The sequence below is a fragment of the Winslowiella arboricola genome (genome assembly GCF_025527015.1).
Taxonomy (GTDB): Bacteria; Pseudomonadota; Gammaproteobacteria; order Enterobacterales; family Enterobacteriaceae; genus Erwinia; species Erwinia arboricola.
The window spans coordinates 1,149,557-1,171,212 of sequence record NZ_JAODIM010000043.1; the positions used below are offsets into that span (position 1 = coordinate 1,149,557).

At 50.4% G+C, this 21,656-nt stretch carries 24 protein-coding genes and 2 pseudogenes; 15 read left to right on the forward strand and 11 right to left on the reverse strand.

What is annotated here, in order from left to right:
• Positions 1 to 5 precede the first annotated feature (5 nt).
• Positions 6 to 584, reverse strand: a complete 579-nt coding sequence (locus tag N5923_RS22785; protein ID WP_267144515.1) for a UbiX family flavin prenyltransferase — start codon at positions 582 to 584, stop codon at positions 6 to 8.
• A 98-nt stretch (positions 585 to 682) separates the two neighbouring features.
• Between N5923_RS22785 and N5923_RS22790 the strand changes: the two genes are divergently transcribed.
• Complete coding sequence (locus N5923_RS22790; RefSeq protein WP_267144514.1) at positions 683 to 1,144, forward strand: MarR family winged helix-turn-helix transcriptional regulator; 462 nt, start codon at positions 683 to 685, stop codon at positions 1,142 to 1,144.
• An 82-nt stretch (positions 1,145 to 1,226) separates the two neighbouring features.
• Here the strand turns inward: N5923_RS22790 and N5923_RS22795 are convergent, their stop codons facing one another.
• Together N5923_RS22795 and N5923_RS22800 are read right to left on the reverse strand one after the other, a co-directional pair.
• A complete protein-coding gene (locus tag N5923_RS22795) occupies positions 1,227 to 2,414 on the reverse strand; it encodes an NAD(P)/FAD-dependent oxidoreductase (RefSeq protein ID WP_267144513.1) in 1,188 nt (395 codons plus the stop codon).
• Positions 2,415 to 2,514: 100 nt separating this feature from the next.
• Positions 2,515 to 3,408: an ABC transporter substrate-binding protein gene (locus N5923_RS22800; protein ID WP_267144512.1), complete on the reverse strand. Its 894-nt coding sequence runs from the start codon at positions 3,406 to 3,408 to the stop codon at positions 2,515 to 2,517.
• Between the two features lie 293 nt (positions 3,409 to 3,701).
• On the opposite strand from N5923_RS22800, the gene N5923_RS22805 reads away from it, so the two are divergent.
• The 7 genes from N5923_RS22805 (at position 3,702) to N5923_RS22835 (ending at position 10,447) form a co-directional block, all read left to right on the forward strand.
• On the forward strand, positions 3,702 to 4,379 hold the full coding sequence (locus N5923_RS22805; protein WP_267144511.1) for an RraA family protein: 678 nt from the start codon (positions 3,702 to 3,704) through the stop codon (positions 4,377 to 4,379).
• Between the two features lie 296 nt (positions 4,380 to 4,675).
• Positions 4,676 to 5,311, forward strand: coding sequence for a carbonic anhydrase (locus N5923_RS22810; protein WP_267144510.1), 636 nt, complete (start codon positions 4,676 to 4,678; stop codon positions 5,309 to 5,311).
• Between the two features lie 339 nt (positions 5,312 to 5,650).
• Positions 5,651 to 6,256 carry a DUF2239 family protein gene (locus tag N5923_RS22815; RefSeq protein ID WP_267144509.1) on the forward strand — a complete coding sequence of 202 codons (606 nt, stop codon included), beginning with the start codon at positions 5,651 to 5,653 and terminating at the stop codon, positions 6,254 to 6,256.
• 47 nt (positions 6,257 to 6,303) lie between these two features.
• Entirely contained in the window at positions 6,304 to 6,747 is a 444-nt protein-coding gene (locus N5923_RS22820; RefSeq protein WP_267144508.1) for a DUF1330 domain-containing protein, read from the forward strand.
• Positions 6,748 to 6,750: 3 nt separating this feature from the next.
• Positions 6,751 to 7,644, forward strand: a complete 894-nt coding sequence (locus tag N5923_RS22825; RefSeq protein WP_267144507.1) for an alpha/beta fold hydrolase — start codon at positions 6,751 to 6,753, stop codon at positions 7,642 to 7,644.
• A 351-nt stretch (positions 7,645 to 7,995) separates the two neighbouring features.
• Entirely contained in the window at positions 7,996 to 8,208 is a 213-nt protein-coding gene (locus tag N5923_RS22830) for an EexN family lipoprotein (RefSeq protein WP_267144506.1), read from the forward strand.
• Between the two features lie 628 nt (positions 8,209 to 8,836).
• Entirely contained in the window at positions 8,837 to 10,447 is a 1,611-nt protein-coding gene (locus N5923_RS22835) for an FAD-NAD(P)-binding protein (protein ID WP_267144505.1), read from the forward strand.
• Positions 10,448 to 10,734: 287 nt separating this feature from the next.
• On the opposite strand, the gene N5923_RS22840 is transcribed toward N5923_RS22835, so the two are convergent.
• The 4 genes and pseudogenes from N5923_RS22840 to vapB (N5923_RS22855) all read right to left on the reverse strand — a co-directional run bounded on the left by N5923_RS22840 (position 10,735) and on the right by vapB (N5923_RS22855) (position 12,926).
• Positions 10,735 to 11,007: a hypothetical protein gene (locus tag N5923_RS22840; protein WP_267144504.1), complete on the reverse strand. Its 273-nt coding sequence runs from the start codon at positions 11,005 to 11,007 to the stop codon at positions 10,735 to 10,737.
• Positions 11,008 to 11,293: 286 nt separating this feature from the next.
• Positions 11,294 to 11,935: pseudogene (locus N5923_RS22845) on the reverse strand (transposase); the annotation flags it as partial.
• 365 nt (positions 11,936 to 12,300) lie between these two features.
• Positions 12,301 to 12,699, reverse strand: a complete 399-nt coding sequence (gene vapC, locus N5923_RS22850; RefSeq protein ID WP_267144503.1) for a type II toxin-antitoxin system tRNA(fMet)-specific endonuclease VapC — start codon at positions 12,697 to 12,699, stop codon at positions 12,301 to 12,303.
• A complete protein-coding gene (gene vapB, locus N5923_RS22855) occupies positions 12,699 to 12,926 on the reverse strand; it encodes a toxin-antitoxin system antitoxin VapB (RefSeq protein ID WP_026111953.1) in 228 nt (75 codons plus the stop codon). The genes vapC and vapB (N5923_RS22855) overlap by 1 nt, the downstream gene beginning before the upstream one ends.
• 225 nt (positions 12,927 to 13,151) lie before the next feature.
• On the opposite strand from vapB (N5923_RS22855), the pseudogene N5923_RS24745 reads away from it, so the two are divergent.
• The 4 genes and pseudogenes from N5923_RS24745 to N5923_RS22870 all read left to right on the forward strand — a co-directional run.
• Positions 13,152 to 13,357, forward strand: a pseudogene (locus tag N5923_RS24745) (IS256 family transposase); the annotation flags it as partial.
• A 262-nt stretch (positions 13,358 to 13,619) separates the two neighbouring features.
• Complete coding sequence (licT, locus tag N5923_RS22860) at positions 13,620 to 14,465, forward strand: BglG family transcription antiterminator LicT (protein WP_267144502.1); 846 nt, start codon at positions 13,620 to 13,622, stop codon at positions 14,463 to 14,465.
• Between the two features lie 105 nt (positions 14,466 to 14,570).
• Positions 14,571 to 16,514, forward strand: a complete 1,944-nt coding sequence (locus N5923_RS22865) for a beta-glucoside-specific PTS transporter subunit IIABC (protein WP_267144501.1) — start codon at positions 14,571 to 14,573, stop codon at positions 16,512 to 16,514.
• An 11-nt stretch (positions 16,515 to 16,525) separates the two neighbouring features.
• Complete coding sequence (locus tag N5923_RS22870; protein WP_267144500.1) at positions 16,526 to 17,995, forward strand: glycoside hydrolase family 1 protein; 1,470 nt, start codon at positions 16,526 to 16,528, stop codon at positions 17,993 to 17,995.
• Positions 17,996 to 18,264: 269 nt separating this feature from the next.
• On the opposite strand, the gene N5923_RS22875 is transcribed toward N5923_RS22870, so the two are convergent.
• Genes N5923_RS22875 through N5923_RS22885 form a run of 3 tightly spaced genes read right to left on the reverse strand, consistent with a single transcriptional unit; the run spans position 18,265 to position 19,185 of the window.
• Positions 18,265 to 18,681, reverse strand: a complete 417-nt coding sequence (locus tag N5923_RS22875; RefSeq protein ID WP_267144499.1) for a type II toxin-antitoxin system VapC family toxin — start codon at positions 18,679 to 18,681, stop codon at positions 18,265 to 18,267.
• A complete protein-coding gene (gene vapB / locus N5923_RS22880) occupies positions 18,678 to 18,917 on the reverse strand; it encodes a type II toxin-antitoxin system VapB family antitoxin (protein WP_267144668.1) in 240 nt (79 codons plus the stop codon). Before vapB (N5923_RS22880) ends, N5923_RS22875 begins: the two co-directional genes overlap by 4 nt.
• A gap of 46 nt (positions 18,918 to 18,963) precedes the next feature.
• Positions 18,964 to 19,185, reverse strand: coding sequence for a hypothetical protein (locus tag N5923_RS22885; protein ID WP_267144498.1), 222 nt, complete (start codon positions 19,183 to 19,185; stop codon positions 18,964 to 18,966).
• A gap of 140 nt (positions 19,186 to 19,325) precedes the next feature.
• Between N5923_RS22885 and N5923_RS24885 the strand changes: the two genes are divergently transcribed.
• The 3 genes from N5923_RS24885 (at position 19,326) to N5923_RS22895 (ending at position 20,246) form a co-directional block, all read left to right on the forward strand.
• Positions 19,326 to 19,457 (forward strand): hypothetical protein, encoded by a 132-nt coding sequence (locus tag N5923_RS24885; protein ID WP_456119824.1) that lies wholly within the window; start codon positions 19,326 to 19,328, stop codon positions 19,455 to 19,457.
• Positions 19,448 to 19,711, forward strand: coding sequence for an immunity protein TriTu family protein (locus N5923_RS22890; RefSeq protein WP_267144497.1), 264 nt, complete (start codon positions 19,448 to 19,450; stop codon positions 19,709 to 19,711). The genes N5923_RS24885 and N5923_RS22890 overlap by 10 nt, the downstream gene beginning before the upstream one ends.
• A gap of 157 nt (positions 19,712 to 19,868) precedes the next feature.
• Complete coding sequence (locus tag N5923_RS22895) at positions 19,869 to 20,246, forward strand: Imm10 family immunity protein (RefSeq protein WP_267144496.1); 378 nt, start codon at positions 19,869 to 19,871, stop codon at positions 20,244 to 20,246.
• Between the two features lie 400 nt (positions 20,247 to 20,646).
• Here the strand turns inward: N5923_RS22895 and N5923_RS22900 are convergent, their stop codons facing one another.
• Positions 20,647 to 21,561: a LysR family transcriptional regulator gene (locus N5923_RS22900; RefSeq protein WP_267144495.1), complete on the reverse strand. Its 915-nt coding sequence runs from the start codon at positions 21,559 to 21,561 to the stop codon at positions 20,647 to 20,649.
• Positions 21,562 to 21,656: the final 95 nt, after the last annotated feature.

Genomic DNA, 21,656 nt, shown 5'->3' on the forward strand with positions numbered 1-21,656 from the left:
ATTCCTTAAGCCGTTGCTGAAGACGGATGGGACTCGCCCCACCGTTTTGTGAAGTCATTATCCAGACCGAACTGATCGAGAATGCGTGAAACGAAGTGGTCAACAATATCGCCGGTGGTGGCCGGTTTGTTATAGAACGCCGGCATCGGCGGCAGCATCATGGCGCCGGCATGAGTCAGGGCCAGCATGTTTTCAAGGTGAATGGCATTCAGCGGCGATTCGCGCGGCACCAGTACCAGCTTGCGCTGCTCTTTAAGCGCCACATCCGCTGCACGCGCAATCAGCCCATCAGCGAAACCACTGCGGATTGCCGCCAGCGTTTTCATGCTGCATGGCGCAATCACCATGCCATTAATGCGAAAGGATCCGCTGGAAATGGCGGCAGCCTGATCGTGTTCGTTCCAGGTTTTACTCGCCAGAGCCAGCACATCTTTCACCTGCCAGTCGGTTTCCAGCTGAATGGTGGCCCGCGCCCATTTAGAGAGGATCAGGTGAGTTTCCACCTCCAGCTCACGCAAAGCCTGCAGCAAACGCACGCCGATTATTGCCCCTGTAGCGCCGGTGATTGCGACAACAAGCTTCATTGTTGTTCCTTTAATTTCTGGTTTTATGTTATAGTTTGAACACAAACTGTTTGATTGCGAACTATAGAGATCACCCACAAAGGCGTCAAGGATCAAAAATGGATCAGAGTAAAAACTTAACCCGCTCCACCCCCCTGTGGCCGCACGGGGATACCTCACTGATGCATCTGGTGCGCCGGGCTTCTCAGCGCACTACCGCGTGCTGGGCCGCCAGCATTGATACCGGGCTTTCGGCTGTGCAGTACGCCATCCTGGTTATCCTCGCGGAATGTGAGAAATGCGATCAGCAAACGCTGGGAATGCGCGCCGGTTTTGATAAAGCCACAGGCACCTATGTGATTGATCGTATGGTTAACAGCGGACTTATTGTCACCGCAGTGGATGCGGCGAACCGTCGGCGCAAACTGGTAACCATGACCGCCGAAGGAGAGAAAGTGATGGAGAGAATGGCAACCGCAGCGCGCGCCGCCGAAGCGATGTTCAGCGAGAATCTGTCTGCGGAAGAAGTGAATACGCTGAAGGTTCTGTTAACCAGGCTAACCGGTTTGCAGGAACAGTAGCGCCCCTGCAGTATGGGCGCTAAAAGAGTGTAAACACATCATCACTCTGCCGGGAAACAAAGAGTACAGGCAAAAATAGTCGCTATTGCGCCGCCGGAAAATGCAGCGTGGAAAATGCCGGGAAATCCTGTGCTGATTTACCCAGTAAACGGTCCGGTGCAAAGTCATCAAGCAACGCAGAACGGCGATCGTGAATCACCTCTTCCGCGCCAAGTCTTCCCAGCAACGGGGCCAGCGTCATTCCGCTGTGCGTTACCATCAGATAGACCCGTCGCTGTGGCGTTACATAGCCAATGCCCGGCAGGCCGTCTGCCGGACGGGAACGCTGGCCGATGGCGATCCGTTCAATGCGGGCAGAATCCATATTGTCAAACGTCCGGCGTAAGCGGCTAAGCATCTCTTGCCCGATCCAGCCCTCCGCATTGGGTGGCGCGGCGGGGTTGGCCAGATGATCCAAATCTGGTGCCTGCAATAACAGTCTGCCGCCGCCATCTGGCCTGACATTTAACGCCGGAGTGATGAGGTTTGTCTGCAACTGCGTCAGCAGTGGAGCCGTTGTGGCGATAAAGCCACAGGCGATTTTGTTCGGCTGGTTGGCATCGATCAGAGCAAGTTGCAGCCCGAGGCTGGCCATCAACGCCTGCGACCAGCGACCGGTCGCCAGCACCACACTATCTCCCTGCCAGATCTCCCCATTGGCCAGCTCGAGTTTCGCCCCCTGCTCGTTTTCCTGAATATCAATCACATCACAGTTTGTATGCAGCTGCGCGCCATGCTGGCGGGCTTCTTCCCACAAGTGGGCAAGAAAGATGGTTGGAAAGAGCAGGCACTCTTCAGGGAAATGCCATATTTCCCCCGCGCGGGCTTCAAGGCGTATTTCAGGTACTCTGGTTTTCAGTTGCTCACGGGAGATGGCCTGAGCCGGATAATTCAGTTTTAACAGCTTGCTGACGCGAGTATGCAGCTTCTCCTGTTGCGCCGCGTCGGTTGCCCATTCACAGGTGCCCGATTTAATCAGCCAGCGCCCTTCTGACGAAGCCTGCTGTTGCAGCTTCTGATGTTCGTGCATCGCTGCCACGTTCAGGTGATGGTAACTCTCCGGGGATTTCCCGTTTGAGTTTACCCACGCATAGGTGGTGGTACTGGTTCCGGCGCCGATATGGTCGCGTTCAAAAATCGTCACCTTTGCGCCAGCCAGCGCCAGTGAACGGGCAACGGAAAGCCCTAAAACACCCGCACCAATAACAGCCACTCGCTTATTTTGTGTCACATCAATCTCCTTACGGCAGGCGGCTTAACTCGCGCCCGTCCGGCATGTTGTTTCCGACTCCGCGTATCCACCAGCCTGACGAGGCTGGTCGCAGTTTGCGTTAAAAAATAGCCTGATTACTTTTTGCTTCAGGTAATGCGCCATAGCCAACCTGCCAGTGATCGAGAATTTTTTGGTAGGTGCCGTCTTTGATTAAAGTGTTAAGTGCAGCAAGAATAGCAGGTTCAAGCGGCGAGTCTTTCGCCAGCGCAATCGACATCGGCGGTTCATCAACGTTGATTTGACCGGATATCGTGAGTTTATCAAGTTTCGAAACCTGCCACGCCAGCCCTTCCCATGGGCCATAGAACAGCGGCACCCGGCCACTTAATACTGCGACCACGCCAGCGGGCCGGTCAGGGAAAACCGCAACGGTTATCGGCTGTTGCTTTTTCGCCTCACACACTTTGCTGGTTTTATTCAGAATATCTATTTGCGCCGTTCCCACGCCTGCACCCACTGTTTTACCACAGAGAGAAATAAGATCGGTGAAAGGGGAAATAGCGGAGGATTTAAGGGAGATGACTGCCTGCCGACTGGTATTAAAATAGCTGATAAAATCAACCTGCTTAAACCGTTTTGGTGTGGCTCTGATATTTGAAATGGCCACATCATAGCGACCCGCTTTAAGACCGGGGATTATATTGTCAAACCCTCCGGTATCCTGCCAGACCGTTTTAACACCCAACCGCTGGCCAATCGCCGTCATCAGGTCAATTTCTCTGCCAGTCAGGGTTTTATTATCTTCCATAAAGAAGGTGGTCGGTGGCGTGTTAGGATTCGTCCCGGCGATAATAGTGCCTCTGTTAATAATATCCACGGGAAGCTGACGGTTTAAACCCTCATCTTTATCCACATTAAAATAGGTTTTGAACGGCACACCTGATTCAGCAGAAATAGCGTTCTGTTGAATGACAGAAAAAAGCAGCGGTAGCAGATAAATACAGGCTTTCATTTTTTAATCCATATAATTTGATTTGATAACTGCCAGGAAAATCGCTCTCACCCTGAATAAAGCAATCTAATACGCTGATATATAATAAAATATCGTCTAAAAAAAGGAAAAGCAGATAAATTTCTATCTCTAATCAAATTAAGCATATGACGGTTAAAAGCTGAAATACCCTTGTCCGTCAGTTCAGTGATTATGCTTAACTCACATAAGCATATGAAATATTCAGCGTTCAGTTCCCGTACTGCCTTCCATATAGTCCTCTGCACTCTTCCATCTACTTGCCAGGATCAGCCATGCCGACAGGGTTTCGGGTACTACACCGCAAACGGAAAGCCAGTGCAGAGCAGATTGCGGCTTATCGTGATCTGCCGGTGGCGAATATCAGCGATTCAATGCAGCGGATGAGTGCCGGCGGCGCCAGCCTTCGACCAATGCATGCCGGCGGGCAGATGGCGGGTACAGCGCTGACAGTCAGGTGTCGGCCAGGTGACAATCTGATGATGCATTACGCCCTCAATATCGCCGAACCGGGTGATGTTATTGTGGTCGATGCAGGGGGAGACCTGACTAACGCCATAACGGGTGAACTTATGCTGGCTTATGCGGCAAAGAAGCAGCTGGCCGGCGTAGTGATCAATGGTGCGGTACGTGATATCCGCAGCATCCGGGCTAACCCCCTGCCCGTCTATGCCGCCGGTGTCACGCACCGCGGCCCTTATAAAGACGGGCCAGGCGAGATCAATGTCACCATTGCGATTGATGGCATGGTTATTGAACCCGGTGACTTGATGGTTGGCGATGAAGATGGCCTGCTGTGTGTGCCGCTGGCAGAGGTCGAGCGCATATACTCACTGGCCAGCGAACGCCATGCCAGTGAAATCGTCAAACTACAAGCCATCGCCGACGGCCATAATAACCGTGACTGGGTATTAAAAAAATTGCAGGCGCTGGGCTGCGAGCTGCCGGAGTGACCTGATGTGCCGCATGGCGACCAGGCGAGACCTGTTACGCCTGATAACTCGCTCATTATCAGAAAATGATTCATATAATTTCCTGATATTTTCTTGTCTGGCCTGCGCAGTGTTCAGCTGAATCAGTAAACTCTTTTTACCCTCGGCCGGCGCTGAATCCTCTTGTGTGGCCCGCGATCTGGCTCCTGCGCCATTCACTGCATACCTTTCCTGACATTAAGCCAGTTGAACCTGCCGTTATGACGATGCCATAATGCAATTTAATTTATGCTCTGAAGCGAGGAAAAGTTGCCGTTATGAAACATATTGTTGAAGGTTTTCTAAACTTCCAGAAAGATATTTTCCCCCAGCAAAAAGAGCTGTTTCGCAGTCTGGCTTCCAGCCAGAATCCAAAAGCCTTATTTATCTCCTGTTCAGACAGCCGTCTGGTCCCGGAACTGGTTACTCAGCAGGATCCAGGGCAGCTGTTTGTGATTCGAAATGCGGGTAACATCGTGCCTTCGTTTGGACCGGAGCCGGGCGGCGTTTCCGCTACCATCGAATATGCCGTTGTGGCGTTAGGAGTAACTGATATTGTTATTTGCGGCCACTCTAACTGTGGCGCGATGAAAGCGATTGCTTCCTGCCAGTGCCTTGACCCGATGCCCGCAGTGGCTCACTGGTTGCACTATGCTGATGCGGCTAAGGCCGTGGTTGAGAAGAAAACGTATGCCAGTGAAGATGAGAAAGTTAACGCAATGGTGCAAGAGAACGTCATTGCACAGTTAAACAATATCAAAACTCACCCTTCTGTCGCCGTCGGATTACGAAATAATGCGCTGCGCCTGCATGGCTGGGTGTATGACATTGAAAGCGGCGCGGTTCGCGCACTCGATAAAAACAGCAAACAGTTTGTCTCCCTGTCCGAAAACCCGGATGCCTGCTTCGAGTAAAATGCAAATTTGCCACCGGTCAGAGTAACAGACAGATGATGCCCTGACCGGTATTAACCACGCATTATATCCGCCATCGGCTGTCACACGATTGTAAGTCGCCGTTTTCTTATCGTTCCGGTCTCATCTCCCACTGCAGCCTGTTCACCGCCCGTTATCAGAATTTTCTGCCTCACCGTTCTCAGATTGTGATGGTTCTCCAGGTATTGTGTTTCGGTTAACACTTCCGGCATGAATACAAACACCGATCACAAATCAGGCAATATTTTACCCGGGTAATATTGACTGTGAATATTACCCGGGTAAAATTAGCTTTCACTGCGATCATACGGAATCTTCATGACAGAAACATCTTTTGACTCTTACACCACTTTCGCCGGGCACCGCCTTATTGCCTCAGGCTCGCTGCAAGTAAATGCCCTGGCAAGCTGGAAAGCACGTGAAGACAACCCGACCGGGCAGGTTCTAATCTTTGATGATGCGACAGGCCGTGCTGTTGATGTTGATATACGGGGAACGGACAAAGATATCGCAGCTCGCTTCGCTAATGAAGCGCCTGTTGAAAAGGTGCCTGATGACGAGGCGAAGACGCCGGAAAGTTTGATTTCCAGAGGCCGCGGACGCCCCAGATTAGGGGTTACTTCACGCGAAGTGACCCTGCTTCCCCGGCACTGGGATTGGCTCGCTACCCAACCCGGCGGAGCTTCCATTGTCCTCAGGAAGCTGGTCGAGGAAGCCCGGCGCGCCGGCGCCAGCGAAGACAAACGTCGAATGGCGCATGAGAGGGCGTATCATTTTATGCAGGCCATTGGCGGCGATCTCCCCGGCTTTGAGGAGGCGATACGAGCATTATTCGCCAATGACGCTCTTCGGGTCAGCGAAATTCTTGCCAGCTGGCCTCAGGATGTACGTGAACACGCCATACGGCTCGCCTTTGGCAGCTAATGCCAGCAACGGCTTTTAGACATTGATCAGACAGGAGAATTTTTAAAATGGAATTTACCACTCAATTCGTTCGTTACCTGGCGCCGACACAACAGTCTGGGCGCGCGTTCGTTATGAGAGAAATGCAGGGAAATATCGTCATGCTGAATCTGCTACGCTTTCGCGAAATTGCCGATTACTGCGCAAATCCAGAACTGGCGCCAGCAAAACCGATCACCGGCGCCGAAGCCTTTGATCGTTATATCCAGCACACACGGCCATTTCTGCATGAAAGCGGGGGAAATCTGATGTTCCTGGGCACAGGAGGCCCGCTATTGATCGGCCCGGAAGATGAACGATGGGATCTTGCCATGCTGGTCAGGCAAAGCAGTGTCAGCGCCTTCCTCGCATTCGCAGACAATGTGGAATATCTCGCTGGCATGGGTCACAGAACTGCGGCAATCGAAGATGCACGCCTCCTTCCGCTTACGCAAACCGAAGCGACGGGTTAAAAAATGACATCCCTGACGGCCAATGGCATCACCCTCAGCTACGACAGCTTTGGCGACGAAGACGCCGCGGTTATCCTGTTAATATCCGGTCTCGGCGCCCAGATGATCCGCTGGACGGATTCCTTCTGCCAGCACCTTGTGGCAGAAGGTTTTCGCGTCATCCGTTTCGATAACCGGGATGCTGGCCTGTCGACACATTTCACAACGTCCCCTTCAGCGGATTTTGTCGCACTGGCAAATGCTATTGCAGCAGGCCGGAAGCTCAACGTTCCTTACACGCTGTATGATATGGTGGCAGATGCAGTTGGGTTGCTGGATGCATTGTCCATCAATCAGGTACATGTGGTCGGGCGCTCAATGGGCGGTATGATCGCGCAACTGCTGGCCAGCGGTTATCCTCAGCGAGTGTTGTCTCTTTGCTCCATCATGTCCGGTACGGGGAATCTCAGTCTTGCGTCTGCTGCACCTGACATTATGGCGATGCTGATGAAGCCTGCGCCAGACCCTTTTGAAGAGAAAGAGCGATTCGTTGCGCATGGTCTGGCGTTTGCAAAACGCATTAGCGGTTCCGGCTATGCTGTTGATGAGCAAGCGCACCGCGCCATTATTTTGGCAGAAGCCCGTCGCGCATACGATCCTGGCGGATTTGGTCGTCAGATTGCCGCAATTGCTGCTACCGGGGACATCCGGCCACAACTTTCGCATATTCGTGCTCCAACCCTGGTTGTGCATGGCACTGAAGATGCGTTGATCCCTGCTGCCTGTGGCGAAGATACGGTGGCGTCTGTCCGCAACGCGGATCTTCTGCTTATCACTGGCATGGGCCATGACCTGCCTGCGGCGCTTTACGAACCGATATGCGATGCAATCTTTCAGAACATGCGCCGACAGACTTAAAAGAGCCATCCGTCCTGTCATCGGCACTTCAACTTTGCTTCTGACACCAGCCGATTGATACCAGGGACTTATCAGGAGATTTGCACCGATCCTCCCTTTATCGTGGCAGGGGTCTGAACTGATAAATAAATTATTGTTACTCGCGGATTTAATTACGTACGGGAAAGAATCGAACCGGAACGTAAAATACCCAGCGCAATTCAGTCTTATAACTCGCGCTGATAAATTAAAAGACTAAAAAAATCGTCATTTAACTAAGAAAACCGCCTGACAACTTTATTCAGGCAGAATTTTCGCATTTCAAATTTTAACGTCTAAGCTGAAAGTAGCGTTAAACAGTATGGAGAATTCATGAAGAAAATGTTTATTATTTCAGCAGTTGCGTTAACTCTGGTTGCATGCAACGATAAAGTTCATGATGAAGAGTACTTCTATCAGAACCTTGATGAAGCGCGTGATGTCGGAAACAAATGTAAGGCGGGTGATATAACCGGACAAAATTGCACCAATGCGAAAGCCGCAATATATAAAGATAATCAGCTCAATGCAAAAGTGCCCCACTGAGTTTATTTAACTCGCTTATGCGCCTCACAACAGGCGCATAACCCGACTCTTTTCCCCAGCGCCGAAAGTTACCTCTGAAGCCGCCATGAAATCAGGCAGCATTCCCCATCCGTGGCGGATTGCTTCTGCGCGGCCCCGTATGCGGTTATCAGGGCTGATATTTCCTTTGAGTACAGCGACCGACGAACCACCGGCCTCAAGCAGTCGCCCGGTGAGGCCAGCGGTCATTGTGATTAAACATGGAGCTGTCATCATCGGTGATCGAATCGCCAAAAGTGAAATTAATCAATAAGTAGCACAACAAATTTTAATGTCTCAAAAATTTTCGACAAAATAATCACCCTTCTGTTTTGGACTATAATTTTGATGTTGAGCCATCTCAGGAAAACCTTATGTTCTGGCAGAACTGGACACATCAAGTGTGTGGAAGGCCAATAAATAGCGGTCATCATATGGCCTGAAAAGCTCTGAAGGAGAGCTTAGCGCGTGACCCGGGGCTGAAATAGGGTCTGTTACAGTTGCTCAGGGTGTCACCCGTTATTGTTTTGAGCTGATGATATCACTTCTGGCAACGTGATCAGATTACGCATTTCACCAGAGCTGGTGCAGAAAGGATGGGGGAGTACCGATGAAAAGGATTGCTATTATTGGCGCAGGGCCTACAGGAATCTATACCTTTTTCTCCATAATAAACAACAGGACACCTTTCTCAGTTTCTGTCTATGAACAAGGTAAAGAAGCTGGGGTTGGCATGCCTTACAGTAATGAAGAAAACTCGAGCATAATGTTGGCTAACATTGCCAGCATTGAAATCCCGCCTGTTTTTTCGAGTTACATCGACTGGCTGCGAAGCCAGAGTGAAGAGTATCTGTCCCGCTATGATGTCCAGTTATCTTCACTTCATGTAAGGCAGTTTCTGCCACGTATTCTTCTCGGAGATTATTTTCGCAATCAGTTTCTGGCGCTCGTCGCGTACGCGAAAGAGCACGGTTTTGAGGTTGAAGTACATGAGTCCTGTCTGGTAACCGATCTTGAAGCAACTTCAGAAGGCATAGGGTTATGGACAGAGGGCGCGTCGGCACCGGTTCAGTTTGATTTCGCCGTTATCGCGACCGGCCACGTCTGGCCTGACGAGAAGGAATCGACGCGCACATTTTTCCCAAGCCCATGGTCTGGACTGATGGACGCAAAAATTCGCGCCTGTAAAGTCGGAATAATGGGTACTTCTTTGAGCGCCTTTGATGCAGCAATGGCGGTGGCGGTGCAGCATGGCGCTTTCCTTGAAACTGATGATAAACATGTTAAGTTTATGTGTGACGATGGAAGCGAGGCGCTGAAGATTGTATTAATGTCGCGAACGGGCATTATTCCGGAAGCGGATTTCTACTGTCCAATTCCTTATGAACCTTTGCGTATAGCAACGCAAGAGGCGATCCAAAATGAAATAGCCAGCGGATCCGACGGTTTGCTAAACCGGATATTCAGGCTGATTGTGGAGGAAATAGAATGTGCTGATCCGGCATGGAGCAAAGATATTTCCCTGCAAACGCTTAATGCCGACACGTTTTCAGACGCCTGGTTTTCTGACAGAAAAAAACGCGATCCGTTTCTGTGGGCCAAATCAAATCTTGATGAAGTCGAACGCAATAAACACGACAAACGGACAATTCCATGGCGTTATACCATCCTTCGTTTACACGAAGCTGTCCAGGAAATTGTCCCTTATCTTAATCAACATGATAGTGAAAGATTTAATGCCGGCCTCGCCCGGGTATTTATTGACAATTATGCAGCGGTTCCCTCAGAATCCATTCGCCGTTTACTGGCATTACGTGAGGCCGGAATAATCAGCATTCTCACACTCGGGTCGGACTACAGAATGGATATAAAAGAGAATGAAACGGTGATTTACGTCGATGCTTATTCACAAAGTTTTGATGTTTTTATTGATGCTCGCGGACAGCAGCCATTAAAAACCAGAGACCTGCCATTTCCGACGTTAAGAAAGCAACTGCAGGCTTCGGGCGATGATATTCCTGATCTCGGTGATGACTACACACTGATGGCACCCGCTTCCGCCAGAGGCAGGATTGCATTGGGCGCACTGCCCTATCTTATGTATGACCAGCCATTCGTCCAGGGTCTTACCGTCTGTGCAGAAATAGGTGCGGCTATAGCAAAGGCCACGATAAAATCTGCATCGCGCATTCGCCGACGACTGCCACTTACAGATTTGTAGCAGGAAAAGCTTGTCGCAAAGTTTTATCGCTGATCGATCGATCCGGGCGCTGCGCCCGCGCTGGCATACATGATTTCGGATCTAAAACGTCCGGTAGTGCTACCGCTTTTGGCAGGTGAATTGCCAGTCTGTAGTTACTCTAAAAATCCGTATTTCCCATAAAATATCTTTACCGAAATATACTCATAATATATTCGATATAAATTATAACTTGGATATATCAGTGTGAGTTTCGAATTTTGCCTCTCTGCTAAACTTGTTACGCCTGATTATTTGCAACATCCTCCTCATATGTTCAAATCTGGTCGAATACGCTTCAAACCATTTTGAATAATTCCCATAAGTCGGAGATGATCAGTTTCTTTTGTCTCTTCCGGGATACCAGCGCCAATACAGGTCAGACTATACCAGATGCCCACTGCAGTATTTGCACTCTCCAGCCATAGTTTAGGATCGGGCTGCTGCTCGTTGATCTGAGCCAGACAGTCGAGGATATGGTCTTCAATCGCAAAGGTTAGTTCATCATAGCTGAGGTTAAACGTTTTTTTTCCATGCATCATTCACCCCCTTTCTGAGCTCCATTCTATGATAAAAAATTATGCTGTATCGGGCAGATTTTTCTTTTGATAGCACGAATATCATGATGGTGGAAGGAGGCCAGCCCCAACATGAGATCAATGTCTTACATTATTAACTTACGGTTTTGATCCTGACCACGAATATGATCCCGCCGTAATCAGGAATAACCGGCTTCATGTTGGTTACGTATTCTGGCAACCGGCAGACTTCTCAGCAAATTCTGATGGGGTCATCCACCCCAGTGCAGAATGGGGACAACTCTGGCAGACGCAGCTGGCGGCCGTCAAACAGCGCATCAGAGACAAAATCCATGCCCCAGACATGGTCCGGATACAGGCCCTGAGGCTGCGGCTGTCGCCGCTGTGCGGATTTATTGCGATGGGGGCATTTGAGGCGCAGGGACTGTCCCTGCTCGCGGTAGAGACGGTAAATGCGTTTATGATTATCCCAACCTGCCGGTAACCGTAATGCACGCGGATTTCCGCCATCTCGCGGATACGCAGGCGCAGCGCGCTGTCACTGGCCGCCACAGAGCGGTAACGGAACGAACTGCGGCTGACCTGCAGAGCAAAACAGACCTGTCGTTCGCTGGCCCATAACGCGCCTGCCGCTTCCTGACCCATTCACGCAGCCGTGCCAGCCTCAGTTATTTTTTGCCAGCACGTCCGGCAGCATCGTCTTGTCGAGACTCAGATCGGCCACCAGTTTCTTCAGCCGCAGGTTTTCCTCTTCCAGCTGACGCATGTGCTTCAGCTCTGAGGGAGAAATCCCGCCGTATTTCTTGCGCCACGTGTAAAAAGTGACGTCGGATATACCCAGTTTGCGGCAGACTTCCGGCACTGACGTACCCAGCTCAGCCTGCTTCAGGGCAAAGACAATCTGCTCTTCGGTGAATCGTGATTTTTTCATCAGCACCACCACCGTTCAGGGGAGTATGTATCATGCCGGAATTCTGTTTCTGAATGGGGCAGGATTTCGGGTCAGGGTCAAACCTGAAAATATTATGAAGGGATATTATGAAGGGATATTATGAAAGCACCTTAAAAGCACAAAGCCACCCGATGGGTGGCTCTGCTAAACCAACATAACACATTGATTTATTTCTGCTTTTATATGGCGCCGGGGCGGGACTTGAACTTCATGGTAATAACCTGATTTATATAATTTAATTTTGGATAACTCACTTTAAAGCCCCCAATTATGCCCCAAACTTTTTTGCTTTGATTAATGAAATTATCTTTTGCTGAATTGAAAGCTGATATCTGCTGGAATAGCTAAATCCAGTCTTCTATTCTCAGACCGGAGACTCGCTCAAACTCACGGGTATTATTGGTAACAACTATCAACCCACAGCTACGGGCATGACCAGCAATCATCTGGTCATAAGGCCCGACTGGACGCCCCTGCCTGGCTTGTTCAGCCCTGATTTGCCCGGCATGTGCAGCAGCCTGAGGGCCGTAAGTTAAAACTTCAAGCCGTGCAGTTAACCCCTCAATAACTGCAAGATTACGTTCGGGAGCATCACTTTTCTCTGCACCATAAATCAGTTCCATCAGCGTTACCGAACTGATGCATAACTGTTGTTTGTGAAGATTAAATTTCTCACGGACGGATGCAGGTTTGTTTTTGATGGTGAAAATACAGATATTGGTATCCAGCATGTACTTTATCATCAGAACCCCTCACGTTCCTGGGGCTGGGGCTGTTCCCGATCTGACATGAAATCCGCACTGACCGTCTCGCCATCGAACCAGCTGTCCCATGACTCTTCCGCCGGTGAGATTATCCGGGTTCGGCCAACGGCAATAATTTCGACGCGCTTGACGTCATCGGGTAAAGCAACAGCTTTCGGCAGACGCACCGCCTGGCTTCTGTTACTCAAAAAAACGGTTGTTTCCACAGAGACCTCCACTGGGATATACACGATGTATATCCAGTATAATTTTTCAGCGAAAATTGTCAAAGAGATAAGATTTTATTCGCCAAAGAAATGGTGGAGTGCCGCTAAAAATCTGCTCAATATCTGCATGCCGCAGTTTCATTGTCTGGCCACTTTCTCCCCCGATTTTCCACTAATGACAGCACAATTCTGTCGTACACCAACAACAATAAAGCGCTTAAAGCAATGCAGGATGGACAGGCACTCACCGGTAAAGACGGCATTCTGACGCCGCTCATCAAATAAATTACCGAAGCCACACTGGCCGCGAGCGAGGTTCTAATCTGCCTCAGGATGTTCAGACCAACCGGAAGAATGGTTCCACCGCTAAAACCGTTAAATCCACCACAGGCTGCTTTGGACTCAACACTCCGCGTGACCGCAACGGTACCCGATCAGAATGATTAATTGCTGAACCTGAATTTAACTGGAGCTGACTGTTATCGAAAGAATTAAGTCGGTTTGATCACGGTTTTGCATTCTTCTCTGGCAGGAACTTACGCCAACGTTGACTCACACATGCGAACCGGATATTTTGCCCGTATTGCATAAAGCAGCTTGTTACCGTTCGGCGGGCAAAACGTAAATGCAGCTACTGGGTTAATTCCCTGGCTGTGCTTATGTTTTGCCCGTTTTTGTTTTCTGGAGTTGGCGATGCTTATAAAACAGATTCTGAACAACAACGTCGTCAGCGTTTCCGATGCCAATGGGGGGGAGTACATTCTGACCGGGCGGGGACTGGGTTTTAACGCCTCGGCAGGAGATATCGTTGATGCTGATAAGGTTGAAAAGACCTTCAGGCTAAGCAGCCATACCGTCTCGGACCGCTTCAAAGTGTTGCTGAACGAAGTGCCTGTGGAAATCATTCAGCTCACGGACGACATCATTACTCAGGCACAAAGTTCGCTGAGCCATCAACTAAGCGAAACACTGTACGTCTCACTAGCTGACCATCTGCATTTTGCGCTTAAACGCCACCAGGACGGCCAGGAGATCCACAATCCGCTGGAATGGGAAGTCCGGCATTTTTATCGCAAAGAATATCTGATTGGTCGACAGGCTCTGGCGTTGATTGCTTCACGTACCGGGCAGCTTTTGCCCGATGCGGAGGCGTCCAGTATCGCGCTGCACCTCGTCAATGCAGCAATGAATACGCCAGACGGTCAGGTGATGGAAATCACCCGGTTGATTTTTCAGATACAGAACATCGTTAAATACTGGTTCACAATTTCCATCGATGACCAGAGCCTGAATTATCAGCGTTTTGTGACGCACCTGAAGTTTTTTGCCCAGCGCGTGATGACCGGGGAAATCCTCGATAATGACGATGCTGAACTGTTTGATCAGATGCCGAAGCGGTATGAGAAAACAATGAACTGCGTTCAGGCGATCGGCGATTTTGTGGCGAAAAATTACCGCCATAACATGAGTAATTCAGAGAAGTTATACCTGACGGTGCATATCGGAAACGTTATCAGTCGTCAGAACAATTCCATTTAGGCTTGTTACTGTTAAATCAGGCAAACCCCAGAGGAAGCAAGGTGTCCGGTTAATACCGGCGATTGTTTACGGGCATCTGTTGCCCAGAATCTGGAGAATCAATCAGTGGATTATCAACAAACAGCACGCCGTATTATTGAGCATCTCGGTGGTGCAACCAATATCAGTTCCGTTTTTCACTGCATTACGCGGTTGCGCTTTAGCCTGAAGGACAACAACAGAGCAGACCGAAACGCGCTTGCAGACCTGGACGGCGTGATGGGCGTTAACCTGTCTGGCGATCAGTTCCAGGTAATCATCGGAAATAAGGTGACGCAGGTATACAGGGCGATTCAGGATGAAGTGCCTGCGCTGGCCGCCGCTGAAAAACAGGAAAGTGTGGATACTACACAGAAAAAGCGCCGTAACCCAGTATCGCTGGCGTTTGAAATCATTTCAGGCATTTTTTCTCCCATCATTCCGGCTATTGCCGGTGCAGGTATTCTGAAAGGGATTCTGTCACTGTTTGTCACACTGGGATGGGTCGAAGCGACAAATCAGACCTACCAGATAATGGTCGCCATCAGTGATGCTGTTTTCTATTTTATGCCGATGGTGCTGGCCTTCAGCGCGGGCCTGAAGTTTGGGGCTAACCCGTATCTGTCCGTTGCGCTGGCCGCTACGCTTTTCCATCCGACATTATCTGCCCTCTTCCGCACCGGTGATCCGGTTTCCTTTGCTGGTCTGAGCGTTTCGCCGGTGTCATATGCCAACTCAGTCATTCCTGTCGTGCTGTCAGTATGGGTGCTGAGTTACGTTGAGCGCTTCTTTAATCGCATTATTCCTGCGGCTGTCAGAACAATGTTTTCGCCCCTGCTCAGCCTGATGGTTGTTGCGCCGCTGATGCTGATTGTTATTGGCCCGGCGGGTATATCGGTAGGTAATGCGCTGTCTGGCGGAATTATCTGGCTGGTGAATAACATGGGACCGTTTGCCGGAATTATTGTCGGTGGCACACTCTCGCTGATGATCATAACCGGCATGCACTATGTGCTCGTACCCATCATCATCAACAATATTACCCGCCTGGGTTACGATCCTATTAAGCCCATCATGTTTGCAGCCAACTTTGGTCAGGCCGGAGCTGCATTCGGTGTGTTCCTGCGCTCGCGCAGTAAAAAGACCAAATCACTCGCACTTTCCACGTCATTCAGCGCCCTGATGGGGGTAACTGAACCGGCCATGTACGGCATTAATATCCGCTTCAAGAAGCCATTCGCCGCTGCTCTGATTGGAGGGGCTGCTGGGGGATGCCTGGCTATGACGATGGGTGCCAAGGCTTACGCCTATGCACTGGCAGGGTTGTCCGGATTGCCGTCACTGGCAGGAGAAGGATTCGTCTGGGCACTGGCGAGTATGGCCCTTGCCTTTGCGGTTGCAGCCGGACTCACGGTGGTGCTGGGATTTGAGGAAAAACCTGAGCAGTCAGCACCCGAAGCATCAGTGTCTTCTCAGGCAGCTACGACAGCAATGCCACTGAACAATGCTGTTGCCTTTTCAGCTAACGAAACATTACATGCTGGGGTCAGTCCTGTCAGCGCCAGCCCTTCTGAGCGGCTGTTTGCACCATGTTCAGGCCAGCTTACGCCACTCAGTGAATTAAGCGATCCGGTATTTGCTGATGAAGTTTTCGGCAAGGGAATTGCCATCGTCCCGCTGAATGGAGAACTGGTGTCACCGGTTAACGGTCGTGTGGGTTCAGTCTTTGCTACGAATCATGCAATTACACTGGAGAGTAATTCGGGGGCGGAGGTGTTAATCCACATCGGCATCGACACGGTCAAATTGAATGGGCGACACTTCACAAGGCTTGTCGAGGACGGTCAGGAAGTCACTATCGGGCAGCCTCTCATCAACTTTAATCTTGATGCACTCATCGCAGAAAACATTGATCCCAGCGTCATTGTCATCGTGACGAATACCGACAACTACGGCGATATCAGCCTGATTTCTAATGGGCATGTGGAAACGCGCGACGAATTTTTAAAACTGGCAGCGACGGCTGCATAAGGGGAGAGTAAATGACTTTTACAAAATCGTTTCCGGAGAATTTTTTGTGGGGTGGTGCCACCGCGGCTAACCAGCTTGAAGGGGCTTTTGACGCTGATGGTAAAGGATTATCTGCGTCTGACGTGTTTATCTTTGACAGCCAGGCACCCAAAGAACGCTGGCTCGATCAGTGGGCTGGCATGACGCACGCGCAAGTAGCTGAAGCGCAGGATCCTCATAGTAAAAAATACTATCCTAAACGCCGGGGTAACGACTTCTATCATCATTATGAAGAAGACATCGCAATGTTCGCGGATATGGGATTTAAATGCTTCCGCATGTCAATTGCATGGACGCGCATCTACCCGCGCGGAGATGAAACCAAGCCTAATGAAGCGGGTCTGGCATTTTACGACCGCGTGTTTGATACGCTGCGCCGTCACAACATAGAACCCGTTGTGTCTCTTTCCCATTATGAGATGCCACTGGCGCTCGTTACCGAATACGGTGGCTGGACCAACCGCCAGGTAATCGATTTCTATCTGCAGTTTGCCACAACGGTTTTCCAGCGATATCGCAGCAAGGTGAAATACTGGATGACGTTCAACGAAATCAACTGCGTCAAGCACCATCCGTACGTCAGTGTTGGCGTCATAGAAGAGAATCATCCCAACCTTGAACAAGCAAAATATCAGGGAGCGCATCACCAGTTTGTTGCCAGCGCACTGGCAACCAAAGCCTGCCACGAAACCATTCCGGGCTCGCAGGTAGGCTGCATGATCAGCTATCAGATACTTTATCCGCATACCTGCCATCCTGACGACCTCCAGGCCTGTGAAGAAGCGCAGCGAGTATCGTTATTCTTCAGTGATATTCAGGCGCGTGGAGCTTATCCGGCCTGGAGCGATCGTATGTTCGATGCTAAAGGAGTGAAGCTGATAAAAGAGCGAGGTGATGATGAGATCCTGCGCCAGTATCCGGTCGATTTCGTGTCATTCAGCTATTACATGTCTAGTACCATCAGTGCTCATCCTGAGAAGCTGGAAGGCGTTCAGGGTAATCTTATTACTGGTGGTATCCGTAATCCGCATCTGCCGGAAAGCGACTGGGGCTGGCAAATCGATCCTAAAGGGCTTCGTCTTGCGCTAAACCAGCTCTACGATCGCTATCAGAAGCCGCTGTTCGTTGCCGAAAACGGTCTGGGTGCAATGGACATCCCGGATGAGAATGGCATTGTGCAGGATGATTACCGCATCGACTATCTGCGCCTGCACATCAAACAGATGAATGAAGCCATCAGCGATGGGGTCGACCTGTTTGGTTATACCTGGTGGGGCCCGATTGATATGATTAGCGCCAGTACGTCGCAGATGTCCAAGCGCTACGGTTTTATTTATGTTGATCAGGATGATATGGGTAATGGAACGCTTAAACGTTCCCGTAAGAAGAGTTTTAGTTGGTATCAGAAAGTCATTGCCTCTAACGGAAGCGACCTCAGTTAATCCAGCCTGTAACAGGGCAGCGATTTGCAGCCCTGTTACAGGTCATTGACCTAATTTAAAGCGAGGCCTTTAAAGCTCTGAGTATAGTCTGGCGGGTTGTATTGAATTCATGGGCTACAGCACCTTACCAGCCAGCCACCCAATTGCTCCCCAAATGACGCGGATTTCAACGCATATCCAGACCGAAATTATTGCCAGATCGGCTGAGCTGGAATACCCCCAGGGGTGATATTGCCCGGATATTGTCCGGGTCATATCGTGACAGGCTGTCACCGGCTCCAGTCTTCCAGCTTCAGGTCCGGTATGCGCGTAAACTCTCTCACATTATTTGTCACCAGAAAGGTGCAGGCGGCAACGGCATGTCCGGCAATGGGCGTGTCGTTCGGGCCACCAGGCGTGCCGGCAGCGGTCAGTGCGGCTTTGATTTCTGTGGTCGCGTCCACCGCGGCTCGATCCCAGGGCAGGACGGCGTCAAGTCGGGCGCAGAACGCGTCAACCAGCTGCGCGTGACGCGGGGAAGCCTTTTTTCCTGTCGCCCCGAAGCGCATTTCGGCATAGGTGATGGCCGACACCATGATGCGGTGGTTGCGCAGCACCGCCTGCTCCAGGCGGTTCTGAACCGCTTCCGGCTGCTCGCACATGATGCAGGAGCAGATGCAGGTATCCGGCATATACGCTTTATTCACAGGTCAAATCTTTCTTCATCGCTGACTACGCCCGCGCGCTCCGCCATAAAGTCCGCGTCGGCCCTTTCCAGCTGGCTGAACGAGCGCCAGGTGGGCCGGACGGGGCGCAGGATGATGGTGTCGCCTTCGCGGACGATCTCCAGCTCGCTGACGCCGTCAAAGTCCAGATCGCGGGGCAGAAGGATGGCGCGGTTATTGCCGTTTTTAAAGGCAGATACGTTTACAGTAAAGTGCAGAAACCGCGTATTTTTTAGATCCTCAGATCCTCAGCTCCTGAGCGGTTTACGCGCCCGGACTGAGTTTCTGCTCAGCTGACGGTTCTTCAGATGGCTGTTGATTAAATTCATTCAGGCGTGCTTCCATTTCCCGCGTTACTGACGGGAACGGAACGCTTGTGAAAAGCAGCCACGGGAACCAAAATATAGAAACTATCAGCAGCAGTATGAGAGCAGAAAACTCATACCCGAAATGCTGTGCAAGCAGCAGGGTCAGCAGAAGCGTCATTATCGTGCTCACAGGCAGTGAAACGCAGATAAAACTCCACCAGGCGAGGCGATACCATTTCCGATTAAACTGTATCTGCTCACTGTCCCCGTTGCTGAGCCAGGTGCGCCAGGGCGCAAGGTAGCGCGCTCGCAGCCCGAATAGCTGGTCCTGACTCATTAGAAGGACGATTAGCTAAACGCAAAAACCTTCCTGTACCTGAAATGCCAACAGCAGAAAATATAGGCGTGAAAGCGCATAAAACCGAAACGGGGATAAAAAAATGCTCTTAGAATTTGAATTATGGCTTAAAGAAAACACTAACTACAATGTCGTCATTAATAAAAACGAGCTTAGTGACAGTTTAGTAATTGATATTGATGATGATAATAACATTGCTCGCTTCACCGCTTGGGATGACAATAGCTGCATGTTAGAAATAATTGATATTGACAATGATGGATATATTATCAATGAAAGATATGACATATCAAACCTCCAGGAACTTACAGATTTATTCAATAAATTTAAAAAGTTATTAAAGTAATTTTATTAAGCCTCGCTCCGGGGAAAAATAAACACCTTCGCAGTAAGTACAGGTGCAGATATAGTCTATAACTGGCCTGCCGAAGAAGGTGCTCCCAATACCTGGTAAGCCGCAGGTAAACGAGCACCTGGGAAAAGAAATTGTTCAGGATAACCCTATGTCAAACACAAAAAAATTTACCGCAAAATGTGTAAATTGTACTAATGAAGATGATGTGCTGACCATCGGTGTCGGTGATGATGATCAGGATCCAAAAAACTTTTTCATGATCGGACGATTTGATGAAGATGATTTGTCGGTTGATGAGTGCATCGGTTTTCAGACTGAGGCGACAAATTTTGAAGTTGCAGGATCTATTGAGTCAGTAGTATTAACAGCTGATAAGTTATCTGTAACTATTAATAGCAAGGGTGAAGCAGAGGCAGGTAACAAAGAGTTCGAAGCTCTATTACCCGAGAAATATGATCTAACCAAGCTTAAAATTTATCTCACTGAGATATTTGACGGAAGTCGTGTGAAATTGACACTTCGATAACAGCATACGCTACCTTCGTAGAGGAATATTGGGGAGCTCCAGCATGGAGTGCCCCGTGCCCGTATATAAAACAGGCTTGGCTGAATGTGGGGACTCTTGGTAGCTTCCATTCTCCGCCGTTCCACCAGCCAAGATTTGATCCTGCTTTTTTAGCATTATCAGCCCAGCGTCCGCAGGTATGCCAGCAATTGCCCGTTGAGATCCAGACCCTTCCTTTTCAGATGATTAATGGCGAGACTGTATTCCACAATGTGATTGCGGCGTTAATCAATGCAGGAAGGTGCGATTAACTTCCTGCATCATCCGACTCCCTCAAAACCTCGCCACTTGCGGGCATGCTCTGGTCCCTTTCAGTCCTCTCCTGTTCCGCGCCAATCCGGTGCCGCCCGAACCATGACGGCTAGCTGACACCTGTCCTTAATTCCGGCACCTCGGCGCAAATCGCAGCAAGGAAATGGATGAAATGCCGCACCCGGGAGGGAATGCGCCGTCCGGCAGCTGTAACTGCGTTGATCGGAAAGGACGGCGGCGCATGCTGGTTCAGAATTCGTTTGACCTCACCGGAGGCCAGCACATCCGTAAACAACCAGCTCGCGTGATGGGCAATGCCGAGACCTGCGAGGACCGCGCCGCGGACATGCTCGGCGTCATTTGTGCGGAACGCTCCCGCACCGTCGATCGTGACCTGCCGGCCGTCTAAATGAAAATCCCACCCTGTGACATCACCCTGGTAGATATAGCTGATACGCTGGTGATTGCGCAGTTCGTCTAACGTTTGCGGTGTACCGTGTTGAGCAAGATAGCTGGCGGAGGCCATGGTAATCATCTGCATGTCGCCGATGCGTCGGGCGAAGAGAGCTGAATCCGAAAGCCGACCGATCCGTACCGCGACGTCTATCCCCTCCCCGATAAGGTCAACGTGCCGCCCGGAGACTTCCATCTCGATTGCGACGTCCGGGAAAGAGTCCCTAAAATCGGATAGCCGCGGAATGACGAACATTCTCCCGAAGGCTGGCGGAAGGGTCACGCGGACCAGCCCTGAGGGTGTCGATTGCCCTTCAAGGATCTTCTCTTCTGCGGAGTCGAGATCCTGAAGGATGCGGACGGTGGCCTCGTAATAATCCTGCCCTGTCGGCGTCACTGCAAGGGAACGTGAATTTCTCGCAAGGAGTTGCGTCCCAAGCCGCGCTTCAAGCACAGCGAGCTGTTTGCTGGCGGTCGGCTGGCTTACGTTCAGATCCCGCGCTGCCTGCGAAAAGCTTCCACTTTCGACGATGCGCGCGAACATCCGCATTGCGCCTAATTTATCCACCACTTTCATTCCGCAAAAGAATAGAAGACATAATGATTTCCGGTTTTACCTGATTTGCTTAATGACTTTAACTGGCGGGCGAAAGGATACTTTATGAC

Excerpts from the sequence above, each read along its gene's own strand:
- N5923_RS22870 (WP_267144500.1), top strand. The coding sequence starts at position 16,526 with ATGACTTTTACAAAATCGTTTCCGGAGAATTTTTTGTGGGGTGGTGCC.
- vapC (WP_267144503.1), bottom strand. The coding sequence starts at position 12,699 with ATGATAAAGTACATGCTGGATACCAATATCTGTATTTTCACCATCAAA.
- N5923_RS22800 (WP_267144512.1), bottom strand. The coding sequence starts at position 3,408 with ATGAAAGCCTGTATTTATCTGCTACCGCTGCTTTTTTCTGTCATTCAA.
- N5923_RS22890 (WP_267144497.1), top strand. The coding sequence starts at position 19,448 with ATGCTCTTAGAATTTGAATTATGGCTTAAAGAAAACACTAACTACAAT.
- N5923_RS22830 (WP_267144506.1), top strand. The coding sequence starts at position 7,996 with ATGAAGAAAATGTTTATTATTTCAGCAGTTGCGTTAACTCTGGTTGCA.
- N5923_RS22785 (WP_267144515.1), bottom strand. The coding sequence starts at position 584 with ATGAAGCTTGTTGTCGCAATCACCGGCGCTACAGGGGCAATAATCGGC.
- N5923_RS22895 (WP_267144496.1), top strand. The coding sequence starts at position 19,869 with ATGTCAAACACAAAAAAATTTACCGCAAAATGTGTAAATTGTACTAAT.
- N5923_RS22825 (WP_267144507.1), top strand. The coding sequence starts at position 6,751 with ATGACATCCCTGACGGCCAATGGCATCACCCTCAGCTACGACAGCTTT.
- N5923_RS22885 (WP_267144498.1), bottom strand. The coding sequence starts at position 19,185 with ATGACGCTTCTGCTGACCCTGCTGCTTGCACAGCATTTCGGGTATGAG.
- N5923_RS22790 (WP_267144514.1), top strand. The coding sequence starts at position 683 with ATGGATCAGAGTAAAAACTTAACCCGCTCCACCCCCCTGTGGCCGCAC.
- N5923_RS22810 (WP_267144510.1), top strand. The coding sequence starts at position 4,676 with ATGAAACATATTGTTGAAGGTTTTCTAAACTTCCAGAAAGATATTTTC.
- N5923_RS22815 (WP_267144509.1), top strand. The coding sequence starts at position 5,651 with ATGACAGAAACATCTTTTGACTCTTACACCACTTTCGCCGGGCACCGC.
- N5923_RS22840 (WP_267144504.1), bottom strand. The coding sequence starts at position 11,007 with ATGATGCATGGAAAAAAAACGTTTAACCTCAGCTATGATGAACTAACC.
- N5923_RS22835 (WP_267144505.1), top strand. The coding sequence starts at position 8,837 with ATGAAAAGGATTGCTATTATTGGCGCAGGGCCTACAGGAATCTATACC.
- N5923_RS22820 (WP_267144508.1), top strand. The coding sequence starts at position 6,304 with ATGGAATTTACCACTCAATTCGTTCGTTACCTGGCGCCGACACAACAG.
- licT (WP_267144502.1), top strand. The coding sequence starts at position 13,620 with ATGCTTATAAAACAGATTCTGAACAACAACGTCGTCAGCGTTTCCGAT.
- N5923_RS22805 (WP_267144511.1), top strand. The coding sequence starts at position 3,702 with ATGCCGACAGGGTTTCGGGTACTACACCGCAAACGGAAAGCCAGTGCA.